The sequence below is a fragment of the Catalinimonas alkaloidigena genome (genome assembly GCF_029504655.1).
GTDB classification, from domain to species: domain Bacteria; phylum Bacteroidota; class Bacteroidia; order Cytophagales; family Cyclobacteriaceae; genus Catalinimonas; species Catalinimonas alkaloidigena.
The window spans coordinates 7,299,808-7,312,515 of record NZ_JAQFIL010000001.1 but is presented as its reverse complement, the minus strand read 5'-3'; the positions used below and the strand labels follow the sequence as shown (position 1 = coordinate 7,312,515).

Here is a 12,708-nt window from a genome sequence, read left to right as displayed (position 1 = left end):
TAAACCTAAAGCATTTTCAGCTAAAAGTCATCTTATCAAAAAATGAAGTCAGCAGATCAAGAACCTGCTGACTTTTTTATGCTTGCTATATGTATCCGGGATTTTGAGGGTAGAGTGGGTTGGTAGCAATTTCACTCTGAGGTATGGGCAAATACTCTCGCCCCGGCTGGTAAAAGACCCCTCCAGTATTCTCACGAAACTCCGGATTATCAACAAATCTTTCAGGAATCAGTCCCCAACGCAGCAGGTCATAGTAGCGGCTACCTTCCAGAGAAAGTTCCAGCACCCTTTCGTCCCTGGTAATTTGCCGCATTGTCGCCTGGTCCTGCAGTGTAAACTCCGGCATATTGGCACGCTGACGTACCCTGTTCAGGGCATCCAGCACCGCAGCAGAGGCCCCATTAGCCTCATTTTCTGCTTCGGCATACATCAATAAGACATCGGCGAAACGAATCACTCTCCAGTTGATTACCGAAGGAAAACCGGCAAAGCCGAAATCTGATTGTGGCTTGTCGGGTGTTTCAAAATCCAAATACTTACGCCCGCCTACAAAATCCAGGTTGGTCGCGTAAGCATCAGCAAATGCTTCCTGGTAGATTTGGGCATCAGGATAATTCCAGATGAAGGTAGAATAGGTTCTTATGTCAATATTACCATCATTGTCCGGCGTATCCAGAAAACGCTCAAAAGCCCAATCGTTAATTTCAAAACCATTCTGACTAGTGAAAGGCGGGGGGGCCATATCAGGCTCCCAGGCCGCAGCCCTTAGCGTCTCAGGATTATCAGCGCCCCAGGCTAGTCCGTTGTTATCAAATTGGATTTCAAACACGGACTCTACATTGTTTTCACCGGCAGCATTAAAGTTATCAGCATAGTCATCTACCAGGTCAAAAAGTCCGGAGTCTATTACTTTTTTTAGTTCAGCCGCTGCCAGTGCATAATCTCCCGCTGAGCCTTCAATACCGGCACGATAAAGATAGGTTTTACCCAGTAGGGCAGTAGCCGCCCAGGAAGTAGCGCGCCCCACATTGTCGGCCTCCCAGCTAGGAGGTAATAATTGCTGAGCTTGCTGCAAATCGGAAATAATCTGCTCCCAGACCTGAGCAGGGTCTGCAGGCTCGGCAGCTACCTCTTCCAGCCCGGCGGGTGGCGTAGTAAGCAGTGGTACATTTCTGAACATGGTGATGAGATAGAAATACTGAAACGCCCTCAAGAAGTGGGCCTCTCCCCGGATAGTACTCTGTTCCTCTTGGCTGAAGTTAGGGTCTTCTATATTGTCCAGGTTTTCAAAGATCAGGTTCGTTCTGAAAATGGTTTTCCAAAACTCTCCCCAGATCTCGTTTAAGCGTCCGAAGTTTGGGTTTACAGAAAAGTTACTCGCATCAGTAGTCACACCCTGAAAGGCAAAAGGGTCTACCACATCTGAACGGTATACGGTATGCAAAATCATCATTCTGCCCCATCCAAATACGGTAGAAAGCGGACTGTAAGCCCCAATAATTGCTTTGCGGGCATCGTCAGCCGACTGCCAGAAGGTATCGGGTGAAAGCTGGTTCTCATTAACCGGCTCCAGAAAGGAATCGTCGCAGCTACTGGTGGTCAGGGCCAGCACCAGTATGGTGAAAAATATCTTTGAAATCAGGCTATGTATTTTCATGGAATTCGTTTTTTGATTGTTCATCAGGTCGTAGCGGATACTAGAAACTTACCTGCACACCCAGGATAAGGGTACGAGGAATAGGATAGGTATTTTCGTCTACCCCGCGGTTAAAAAGATTATTACCCCGACTGGTATTTCTGCCTATCTCAGGAAAATATCCGGAATAATTATCTATGACAAATGCATTTTCTACATTCATATATACCCTGGCTTTGCTCAACCCTATGTTTTCTATAAGCAAGGTAGGTAAGGTATAGCCCAGCGACGCATTACGAAGGCGGAAATAAGAGCCATCTTCTACGTAAAATTCTGACTCTCTTCTGTTCACTCCGGGGTCTACGCTGGTCGGGCGGGGAATGTTGGTGTCAGTATTGTTTGGTGTCCAGGCATTGTTGACGATAGACAGTTTGTTACCATTCTGGGCAAATACGCCTTCAAACTTTCTGCCGTTCCATATTTCATTACCGGAAACACCCTGAAAGAAAAGTGTCAGGTCAAAACCTTTGTAAGAACCATTCATATTCAAGCCATATTCAAAATCAGGTATTGGGCTTCCGATAAAGGTCTGGTCGTTGGTAGTCAGCTCTCCGTCACCATCCCGATCTATAAATTTAAGATCTCCCGGATTGATGTCTCGCCCTTCCAACCCTTCGGCATCTATCTCTTCCTGGGTCTGGTAAATGCCATCTACCAAAAACCCATAAAAGCTGGCTACCGGGCGTCCTGCTTCGGTACGCGTGGCGGCAAATGTTTCATCCGTGAAGAAACCCGAACGTATAGGATTAACTCCTTCACCCAAATCTACCACTTCATTATTGAGCACAGTAAAGTTTCCACTGATGGAATACTTAAAGTCACCAAAAGACTTACGGTAAGTACCCAGGAATTCAAATCCGGTGTTGTCTATCGTAGCCGCGTTTCTGATGACAGACTGGTTGGTACCGGAGGTCGGGTTAATATCCAGGGCGACCAAAATATCTTCTGAGGTCTTTTTAAAGTAGTCCACTGTTAAACTAACTTTGCCTTCAAACAGATCAACATCCATCCCTATGTCTGTGGTTTTTGTCTTTTCCCACTTTACATCAGGGTTAGCAAAAGCAGTCTGGGATACTCCTGTTACCCTGGTCTGGCTTAGGCCAAAGGTGTAGGAGCTATTGATGTTGAGTACCGGAGAAAACTGAAAAGGCTGAAGGTTATCTGATCCTAATACGCCATAGCTACCTCTGAGCTTAAGGTTGTCAATCCAGCTTACATCAAAGAATTCTTCCTGGGCAAGGTTCCAACCTAGTGATACGGAGGGAAATACACCGTAGCGGTTCTCAGGGCCAAAGTTAGAAGAGCCATCCCTACGAACAGTAGCGGAAAGCAGATACTTACTTTTGTAAGAGTAATTGACTCTACCAAAAATAGACTGTATTCTTCGGGGCAAGCTTACCCCGCTTCTACCGGCTATATCATTGGCGGCAGAAATCACTCTCAGGTTGTTGTTAGGAAATCCCTGTCCGGTCACTGTTAGCGACTCATAGTTATCTTTCTGCTGGGAGTAAGCCGCCAGCAAATTGATGCTATGCCCTCCAAAAATTCTTTCATAGGTCAGAATATTCTCTATGATGGTAGATACATCCCGGTAGCGAGAGTCAGTCAGGTCAGCTACCGGGTTTTGGCCTACATCAGAATTACTGATATTATAGGTAGGCGTAAAGAGATAGTTGCGCCCATTTTCATAGTCTACCGAAAGGCGTAGATTATAGGTAAGCCCTTCCAGAAATTCATATTCAGCATTCAGGCTTCCTAAAACATTATCCCGGGTATTGACTGCATCCTTGAGGCGGGCGATTCCATAATAGTTAGTAGAGCGGGAGATACCATGAAATATCGTATTACCCGCCGCATAACCTCCATCTCTGGTATCATCAAAAATAGGAGCCGTAGGAATATGTCCAAATTCACTTCCGAAATCAGTATTGGGGTTGTTAATGGTGTTGGATAAGAAAAGCGACTCACTTAACTTAAACCTGCCTTTTTCTATCCCTGTATTGACGCTGAGTGAATTTCGCTGAAAGCGGGAAGCCACCACAATACCTTCCTGATCCAGACGATTGGCAGAAACACTATAGGTTGTGTTCTCTCCTCCTCCCGATATTCTTATCCCATAATTCTGTACAGGAGCAGTATTTAGTGATAAGTCCTGCACATCTGAATCAATGCTGGGGTCAAACTGGGCATCGTTAGCGGGCGCCCGGGGCACCCCATCATTATCATTGGCGATATTTCTGAAGTCTGCATATTGACGGGCATTTGTATAAGGTATCTGGCGGTATACGTTTTGCCATCCGTAGCTAGCGTTGAGGTCTATATTTACCGCCTGATTTTTTTCACCTCTTTTGGTAGAAATAATCACTACGCCCTGCCCGGCACGTGCACCATAGATGGCCGCCGCCGAAGCATCTTTCAACACTTCTATAGACTCAATATCTGCCGGGTTCAAAAAATCCATACTTTCTGAAAACACTCCATCAATTACGTAAAGCGGATCTACACTGGAAAGTGTACCTGTTCCGCGGATAATGACATTCGCGCTGGCACCGGGTGAACCTCCATTTACTTCTACCCTTACGCCCGAGGTACGTCCCTGCAATACCTGGGTAGGGTTTCCAGTCACGATATTGTTGATGTCTTCAGCTTTGATAGAAGATACTGCTCCCGTCACATCAGCCCTCTTCTGTGTACCATATCCCACCACTACCACTTCGCTCAATGATTGGATGTCCGGTACTAATGTGACATTTATCGTAGTACGACCGGAGACATTCACCTCTTCGGTAGTATAGCCAATAGAAGAAAAGACCAGGACGCTTTCATCTCCAGGTACAGAAATACTATAGTTTCCATTGATGTCCGTAACGGTTCCTATCGTAGTGCCTTTTACCAGTACGTTTACTCCGGGAAGGACCCCTTCTTCTTCAGAATTCACTGTTCCGCTGACGGTATGCTCCTGGGCCTGAGCTTGTGTACCAATAAATAACAGTATCAGTATGCCCAGTAGTAATTTTGAAAAGCAGTTGTAGTAGTAGCTCATAAATAGCGAGAGTTGTCGTTAAAAAAACTGATGCTGGTGCTATACTATTAAATGTACCCTTTCTACCCGCCATCTAGCTACTCTTCATTTTACATAAATCAATACTATTTTGACTAAACCTTAATAATTTAGTAATTTTTACTGTTTTATAACATTTATTTTTTTTGAACTTTTAATATTCAAGCTGTGCTGATTTTGATAAACGGACTGGTCAACTACCAAAAAAATCAGTAGCTATTACTTCTTGTTATCTCATAAAATTATTTGGTATGCTCTAAGGCAAGGATTAACGCTCCCCAGGCTTTATCGGTATCTCCTTTATCCAGATACTGCTGAGCAAGCCTGTGTATAGCTTCTGTCAACTGCCTGGAATCGGTTGAGTACTGTTTTAATGTTCGTTGTATTTCGGAATCTTCGGCATAGCGCTGAACATGATCAAGATCAGGAATAGCTGCAACAGTGGCTAATTTGGCCAGATTGCTGCCTGTCAGAATGCTACTCTTCCGAATAGCTTCCGGCAACTGATCTACACCTATCCCATGCTCTTTGATCGGGCGTATCACTTCAAAAACAGCATCACCACTGGCGCGGCAGTAAAAGCTTCCGCCCATACGGCCGATAGCATTTAGCTTTTGCGGATGGATATTCCCTTTCTCATCCAGCACTTCTTCATGGATATGCACCAGCAGCACCTCACAAATCACCAGGTTACCTGCTCCTCCCTCATCTCCCAGTGGAATTACCTGCTTTACTTTACACTCAAAGGCCACCGGAGATTCAGCGACACGTGGGGGTTTGACCAATTGAGAAGCAGCTTCCGTTAATCCGGATTTGGCAAACTCATTCACCCCTTTGGGATAAGCTGTACTGGCCAGAGACATCTGTTCCAGCATGGTATGATTCACGATATTGATGACTACCTCGTCATGCTCTAGCACATAATCCAGCGTGTTTTTAGTGCTACCGTCCCGCATGCTATTCACCGGAGCAAAAATGAGGATGGGTGGTTTTGCGCTTACTGCATTGAAAAAACTATAAGGACTAAGGTTTACCCTTCCTTCCGCACTGATAGAACTGACGAAGGCAATCGGGCGTGGGACAACTGCCCCCACCATGTAGCTGTAAAAATCACGGGCGCTTACGTCAGCAGGACGAATGGATTTCATAAGGCAGGCAATATTTTGGTTTTGACTTCACCGAAACCTATGTGTATGTTTTCTTTCCGGGCGAAGCCTGTCATACAAATGGTGTCTCCATCTTCTACAAACGATCTGTGGATACCACTGTTCATTTGAAGAGGCTGTTCACCGTTCCAGCTCAGTTCCAGCATGCTTCCCTGGCTACCGGTAGCCTTGCCACTGATGGTGCCTGAAGCCAGCAGGTCGCCTACTCTGAGGTTACATCCATTAACGGTATGGTGTGCGATCTGCTGATGGATACTCCAATACATGTGCTTAAAATTAGTTCGGCTGATGATTTGCTTCTCGCCCTGCTCGGGCTGAAGGCTTACTTCCAGTTGGATGTCAAAGTTTCGCGGGTTATTTTTTTGCAGATAAGGCAGGGGCACCGGATGCTGTTCCGGGCCATCTGTCTGAAAGGCTTGTAAGGCTTCCAGCGGCACAATCCAGGGGGAGATGGAAGAGGCAAAATTTTTACCCAAAAAAGGCCCTAGGGGCACATACTCCCATCGCTGAATATCTCGTGCCGACCAGTCGTTGAAGAGGACAAAACCAAAAATATGATCTTCAGCTTCTTCGGTTAAGACAGGATGTCCTAGCTCAGAGTCTTTGCCAATCACGGCGGCCATTTCCAGCTCAAAGTCCAGCTTTTGACTCGCCGCAAAGGCAGGAGTTTCCGCATCTTTAGGCATAATCTGCCCTTTGGGCCGATGAATATCCGTAGCGGAAATTACAATGGATGAAGCCCTGCCATGATAGGCGATAGGCATATGTTTCCAGTTGGACACCAGGGCATTCTCTTTGCCCCTGAACATTGTGCCTACATTGGTAGCATGCTCCTCGCTGGCATAAAAATCGGTATAATCACCGATCTGTACAGGCAGATGCATACGGGCCTCAGACTGCCGTATTAGGCATTCACCTTTAAGCTGTTCCAGAGGAGAATTTTCCTGACTCACCCACTGAATTAATCGCTGCCGTACTGCCTTCCACCTTGCTCTACCCAGGTGCATAAAAGCGTTGAGGCTGGATGCTTCAAACACTTCCAGAGGAACCTTAAGGTCATGAAATTTACCTCTGCCCGCCACTGCCGCCATGTCTATAATATACTCTCCAATGGCTACGCCCACTCTGGGCCGACGAGTAGCTGTGGAAAACACGCCGTAGGGCAAATTGTAAATGCTGAAATCACTGTTGTCAGTAATGTTGAGCCAGGGGGATTGAGGCATAAAAATGATTTTTTAAAAGGCTAAAAAGATTCTTCTGCGGCTTTTACAACAAAGGCAAGCAATGTAGTGGCTTTCTAACAGAGATATTTGCTGAATGTTACTAGAACTATTTGTACTTAAATTTTTCAAAAAAGTATCGATTGGCAATATTTAGTTTGTTTTCTTTAGAGTAGTTATAAAAGAATGTATAAGCTTTATGGTGTTTTAACATCACTCCACTAAGATACTTCTTAGCGTTTATATTGTCATAAAATAGCCCAGATATGTGATCAGTATACTCAGAGTTAATTATATTATTATATACACTTTTCCCATATAAGAATGAGTAAACATTATCTGTATCCATTCCATTATCAGGATCTAAATTTTGGCTGATGATAGATGGCATTCTCGTATATTCAATCAATTCAGCATATTTATCAATTTTTTTATAAAACTCGCTATTACTGGATTCTATTCTTCGATTATCAATGTTTATCGAGTTAAAATTACCTACTGCAAGAATTTTTTTATGACTGGTATTAACCTTTACAACTGTGAAAGTAAAATTATCAAGCAAGGTAATATGATCTAACAAACTCTTTTTTTCTGAAAACCATAACATCAATTCTTTAATTATCTGCTCCAGATCATAATCAGTTGGTTGGAAATATTCATTTTTATAATCTATCGCCAAATAGTAATTACCCTCTATCTGTTTAATTTGATCAATAAGTTGTTTTTCAAAGTCATTTCTATCTTGATCTTTTTGTGAAGGATTAAGCCTTAAAACTTCACTAATGATTATTTACCCATTTAAATCAAACGTCCAGTCTGGCGCCTGTTCTTTATTCCCTGTTTTATATTTTTTTCATATTCAATAGACACGGCATTTTGAGTACATAATAAACTGAAATTAACTTCGGTAATTAGGGATAGAAAGTTCATTCTATCCGTTTCTTTTCTAAGTCTATTTACAACCTTTTTCCTTGTATTTTCATTAAAGGTATATAGTCTCGCCTCAAACTCTTTCCAGCCAGAAACATACTCTTCATATAAAGTCATATTCCTAATTATATTGCTAATAATGTTTTTTACTAGAGCATTATTAAGGGTATGGTTTTGATAATTGCTACTTACGAACTTTTATTTTACCCTTAAGTTAATCGCTTTGTTACTTTTTGTCATTGCCACAAAAAGTAACCGCAGCGGCGGACCGTCAAAAAAGTCTAGCCCTCCAGGCTGGAAATCTCCGAACGCTTCAACGTACATGCTACCACTCGCCCGCCGGATATTCCGGCCAACGCACTGAAATGCAAATACTTATTGACAACTCTAGCTTTTCAAAATATCCCGGCACTTACCTCATCAATATTTCTTTTTCGTCATGTTGATCTTTCTGCAGCAGCTCTTTCAGGGCGATTTCAAAAGCGGTTTTGGCGATATTCACAGACTGGGGATTCTGCTGGTGAATTTTTTCCAGCGCTTCGCGGATGGTTTGTGACACATCCCTGAAGATAGCCTCATCGGTGATTTCAATTTCGCTTTCCATCAGGTAGGCAAATACTCTTGCCATCCCACAGTTGGCAACAAAATCAGGAATAAGGGCAATGTGCTGATCGGCATATTCTGCGATAGGACCAAAGAAGATTTCCTGATCTTTAAAAGGGACGTTAGCGCCTGGCGCAATAACTTCCAGCCCACACTCAATCATACTGTTGAGCTGTTCCTGCGTCACCAGACGGGAGGAAGCGGCAGGGATAAACACTTCCGCACCTACCTGCCAGATTTTTTCATTGACCTCTTCAAAAGATAACAGGCTCTTTGCGGTCAGAGTATTCTGCACTCTGTTCAGCAGCAAGTCCCGTATCTCCTCAAAGTGAAAGCCTTCAGTTTTGATCAGTCCGCCATTGCGGTCAATGATACCTACGATCTGTATGCCATATTTTGCCAGATGATAGGCAGCAGCCCCCCCTACATTTCCCCAACCCTGTATAATGGCTCTTTTGCCGCTTATTTTTTCTTCCCACAAATCATAGTAATGGATGACGGACTGTGCCACACCATAGCCGGTAGCCATATCCGCGACTGTATATTTATGAGCCAGGCAAGGTGTAAAATGTGAGTCTTCCAGCTTTTTGGAAACACCCTGTCGGAGTTGTCCCAGTTGTTTGATCTTTTGCGGATCGGAAGACAGATAGTGTCCGGTGACGATGCCCTCCTGCGGATGCCACAGCCCGTAGCTTTCGGTGATGGGAATGACTTCCTCTACTTCATTTACGTTCAGATCACCTCCGGTCCCGTAATAATTTTTCAGCAGCGGAGTCACAGCACGGTACCAGCGGCGCAGCACCCCATCTTTGCGGGGATCATCCGGGTCAAAGTTGATGCCTGATTTAGCACCTCCAATTGCAGGGCCGGAGATGGTGAATTTGATTTCCATGGTTTTGGCCAGCGATTCTACTTCATGGCGGTTCAGACCTTTGCGCATGCGCGTACCTCCACCGGCAGCCCCTCCTCTTAATGAGTTAATGACTACCCAACCTTCGGCTTCTGTCTCAGGATCATTCCATTCAAATACGATCTCAGGTTTCCGCTCTTCAAACTCTTTTAATAGCTTCTTCATATTTTTTGTCTGTAGTCAGTAGTCTCCGGTAATTTGTCATGCCTTTTCTCTAAAAATCAACGCAAATGACCAGGGACGATTGACTAGTTAAATTTTCCATGAATAAATGTATGCCTGATCTTCTATCTCTAATGCCTGTTGCGTGAGCTTTAGCGGTCGAAAAGTATCTACCATCACCGCCAGTTCTTCGGTTCCTTTCTTGCCGATAGAGGCTTCTGCCGTTCCCGGATGTGGTCCATGCGGCATGCCGCCGGGATGCAGGGTAAAAGAAGCCCGCTCTACCCCTTTGCGACTCATAAAATCTCCTTCCGCATAAAACAGCACCTCATCGGAATCTATGTTGGAATGGCTGTATGGCGCAGGAATAGACTTAGGGTGGTAGTCAAACAGACGAGGGACAAAGGAGCAGACCACAAAGTTACGCGCTTCAAACATCTGGTGTACCGGAGGCGGCTGATGGATACGCCCGGTGATAGGCTCAAAGTCATGAATGGAGATGGCATAAGGATACATATAACCATCCCAACCCACCACATCAAAAGGATGGTAGGAGTAGAGGAAGCTATGCAATTGTCCATGCTTCAGGATTTTGACCTCAAACTCACCCTTTTCATCTATAGGCTCAATGGCCTGTGGTGCTTTAATATCCCGCTCGCAGTAAGGACTATGCTCCAAAAGCTGTCCAAACTGATTGCGGTACTTTTTGGGAAAACGTACTTCAGAATTACTCTCTATCACCAGAAAGCGGCTGGGCTTGTCCAGATTAATTTTCCACTGGTGGGTAATGGTCCGGGGAACATGCACATAGTCGCCAGCCGTAAATTTTACTTTTCCCAGGGGGCTCCACAATTCACCTTCTCCATCATGTACATACACCAGTTCGTCGGCGGAAGCATTGCGGAGGTAGTAATTCATATTTTCCGTAGGCTGACAGATGGCCAGTTTTACATCCTCATTGCCCATGATGTACTTACGTCCGCTCAGCCAATCACCTCCTGAAGAAAGGCTGGCACCTTTCAGGTGACGGTGCTGCATATTTTTGCTGTCGGCAAATTGTATCGCATATTCCTTTGTCTCACCTACTTTTTCAATAGAGGTCGGGGGATGAATGTGGTAGGCAATAGAAGAAATGCCGCTAAAGCCTTCCGCTCCGATCACCTCCTCATAATAGAGCGAATCGTCTTCTTTTCTGAATTGGGTATGTCGTTTGGGCGGAACCTTTCCGCGCTGTATGTAGTAAGCCATTTCTTTTCAATTTTCAATGTGCAGTGAACGATTAACAATTTCCGGGAGATAGTTAAAGTCTTTTGTTCTTACTCTTTTGAGTTTTTGATAATGACAAATAGTAGTTTGAGCAATTCTTCACAGTCTTTCATTAAAGACTCATAGGCTTTTTCATCAATGTAATCAGTAGCTTTTAATACCTTTAACCAGTACTTGGCCTTCCGTGCTTCTTTATAGGCAATGGATTACTTAGCCCGGAAATCTTTTTAGATATTCCTCCGATTCCTTCTTCTACCTTAGCTCCCACACTTGTTCCACAGCTTATCAACTGCTTGGAGGGCACAAGTTCCTTTTGTTCTTTAACTAAATGTTGATATACACGAACAATGCGCATAGCAAAAGCAAATGACTTCTCCTGCACAGGATTTTTTCTCTCATTGCTGTCAAAAGTCAATTGCACATTGCTAATTGTTCATTGTTATAAGTTGCCACGAAGTTCCTGCTCTCTTTCAATCGCCTCAAACAGGGCTTTGAAGTTACCTTTGCCGAATGAGCGAGCACCTTTACGTTCGATGATTTCATAGAATAGGGTGGGTCGGTCCTGCACTGGTTTGGTGAAAATTTGCAGCAGATAGCCTTCATCATCCCGGTCTACCAGCACGCCCAGCTTTCGGAGTTCTTCTATCGGCTCTTCAATGTCGCCTACTCTTTCCTTTAATGTGTCGTAATAATTATCAGGTACTCTGAGAAACTCCAGCCCGTTATTTCTTAGCTGGCTGACTGTCTGAATAATGTTGTCGGTAGCAATAGCGATATGCTGCACGCCCGGGCCTCTGTAAAATTCCAGGTACTCATCAATCTGGCTCTTTTTCAGGCCGGGCGCCGGTTCGTTGATCGGGAATTTGATGCGCTCATTGCCATTAGACATCACCTTAGACATCAGGGCGGTATACTTGGTAGAAATATCTTTGTCGTCAAAAGAGACCAGCTGCTTGAAGCCCATCACATCGGCATAGAACTGCACATACTTGTTCATTTCGCCCAGATTTACATTACCGACCATATGATCCACATACTTTAGTCCTACTGAGCGATTTGTCAGGTTTTCATTTTTCCAGGGGCGGAAGCCCGGGAGAAATAAACCCTTATACTTACGGTTTTCTACAAATGTGTGAATAGTGTCTCCATAAGTAGCGATAGAAGCCATCACCACTTCTCCATCATCATCTTTGAGCGTATAAGGTTCATGTACCGCCTGGGCTCCACGGCTTACTGTTTCTCGAAAAGATTTGCGAGCATCTTCTACCCAGAGGGCAATGTCTCTAATCCCGTCTCCATGTCGGTGAATATGATCGGCGGTCGGACTGTCCGGAGTAAGGGGAGAAGTCAGGATAAAACGAAGTTTGTTCTGAGCCAAAAGATAGCTGGCCGACTCTTTGTGCCCGGTTTCCGGACCACGGTAAGCAGTAATGTTAAAACCAAACACATAATGATAGTAATAAGCAGCCTGCCGGGCATTACCCACATAAAACTCCACATAGTAAGTCCCTTGTATGGGTAAAATATCTTTTTCGGCAGTAATTTTTTCAGATAAAGAGGATTCCGTATGCATATACTCCTTAGGTTTATGTTGAAAGTTTAAAAAGTAAATACTTATCCAAAATACAGCCTTATTCGCTCAAGGCTGGCAGTACCAATGTTATTAAAAAAACAACATTTCTGGTAGTTTATGA

At 44.3% G+C, this 12,708-nt stretch carries 10 protein-coding genes; all 10 read right to left on the bottom strand.

Annotation, left to right across the window (positions count from 1 at the left end):
• Nucleotides 1-85: 85 nt before the first annotated feature.
• Nucleotides 86-1,657, bottom strand: a complete 1,572-nt coding sequence (locus OKW21_RS29705) for a RagB/SusD family nutrient uptake outer membrane protein (RefSeq protein ID WP_277486866.1) — start codon at nt 1,655-1,657, stop codon at nt 86-88.
• Nucleotides 1,658-1,697: 40 nt separating this feature from the next.
• Nucleotides 1,698-4,739 carry a SusC/RagA family TonB-linked outer membrane protein gene (locus OKW21_RS29700; RefSeq protein ID WP_277486864.1) on the bottom strand — a complete coding sequence of 1,014 codons (3,042 nt, stop codon included), beginning with the start codon at nt 4,737-4,739 and terminating at the stop codon, nt 1,698-1,700.
• A gap of 260 nt (nt 4,740-4,999) precedes the next feature.
• Entirely contained in the window at nt 5,000-5,905 is a 906-nt protein-coding gene (locus OKW21_RS29695) for a flavin reductase family protein (RefSeq protein ID WP_277486862.1), read from the bottom strand.
• Nucleotides 5,902-7,146 (bottom strand): fumarylacetoacetase, encoded by a 1,245-nt coding sequence (gene fahA, locus OKW21_RS29690; protein ID WP_277486860.1) that lies wholly within the window; start codon nt 7,144-7,146, stop codon nt 5,902-5,904. The genes OKW21_RS29695 and fahA overlap by 4 nt, the downstream gene beginning before the upstream one ends.
• Before the next feature lie 106 nt (nt 7,147-7,252).
• Nucleotides 7,253-7,822 (bottom strand): hypothetical protein, encoded by a 570-nt coding sequence (locus OKW21_RS29685; protein WP_277486859.1) that lies wholly within the window; start codon nt 7,820-7,822, stop codon nt 7,253-7,255.
• 663 nt (nt 7,823-8,485) lie between these two features.
• Complete coding sequence (locus OKW21_RS29680; RefSeq protein ID WP_277486855.1) at nt 8,486-9,751, bottom strand: Glu/Leu/Phe/Val dehydrogenase dimerization domain-containing protein; 1,266 nt, start codon at nt 9,749-9,751, stop codon at nt 8,486-8,488.
• Nucleotides 9,752-9,838: 87 nt separating this feature from the next.
• Nucleotides 9,839-10,996, bottom strand: a complete 1,158-nt coding sequence (locus tag OKW21_RS29675) for a homogentisate 1,2-dioxygenase (protein WP_277486852.1) — start codon at nt 10,994-10,996, stop codon at nt 9,839-9,841.
• Nucleotides 10,997-11,064: 68 nt separating this feature from the next.
• A complete protein-coding gene (locus tag OKW21_RS29670) occupies nt 11,065-11,217 on the bottom strand; it encodes a four helix bundle protein (RefSeq protein ID WP_277487829.1) in 153 nt (50 codons plus the stop codon).
• Entirely contained in the window at nt 11,178-11,435 is a 258-nt protein-coding gene (locus tag OKW21_RS29665; RefSeq protein WP_277486851.1) for a four helix bundle protein, read from the bottom strand. Before OKW21_RS29665 ends, OKW21_RS29670 begins: the two co-directional genes overlap by 40 nt.
• 18 nt (nt 11,436-11,453) lie before the next feature.
• A complete protein-coding gene (gene hppD, locus OKW21_RS29660; protein WP_277486849.1) occupies nt 11,454-12,587 on the bottom strand; it encodes a 4-hydroxyphenylpyruvate dioxygenase in 1,134 nt (377 codons plus the stop codon).
• Nucleotides 12,588-12,708 lie beyond the last annotated feature (121 nt).

Coding starts and splice junctions, on each gene's coding strand:
- OKW21_RS29705 (WP_277486866.1), bottom strand. CDS start 1,657: ATGAAAATACATAGCCTGATTTCAAAGATATTTTTCACCATACTGGTG.
- OKW21_RS29700 (WP_277486864.1), bottom strand. CDS start 4,739: ATGAGCTACTACTACAACTGCTTTTCAAAATTACTACTGGGCATACTG.
- OKW21_RS29695 (WP_277486862.1), bottom strand. CDS start 5,905: ATGAAATCCATTCGTCCTGCTGACGTAAGCGCCCGTGATTTTTACAGC.
- fahA (WP_277486860.1), bottom strand. CDS start 7,146: ATGCCTCAATCCCCCTGGCTCAACATTACTGACAACAGTGATTTCAGC.
- OKW21_RS29680 (WP_277486855.1), bottom strand. CDS start 9,751: ATGAAGAAGCTATTAAAAGAGTTTGAAGAGCGGAAACCTGAGATCGTA.
- OKW21_RS29675 (WP_277486852.1), bottom strand. CDS start 10,996: ATGGCTTACTACATACAGCGCGGAAAGGTTCCGCCCAAACGACATACC.
- hppD (WP_277486849.1), bottom strand. CDS start 12,587: ATGCATACGGAATCCTCTTTATCTGAAAAAATTACTGCCGAAAAAGAT.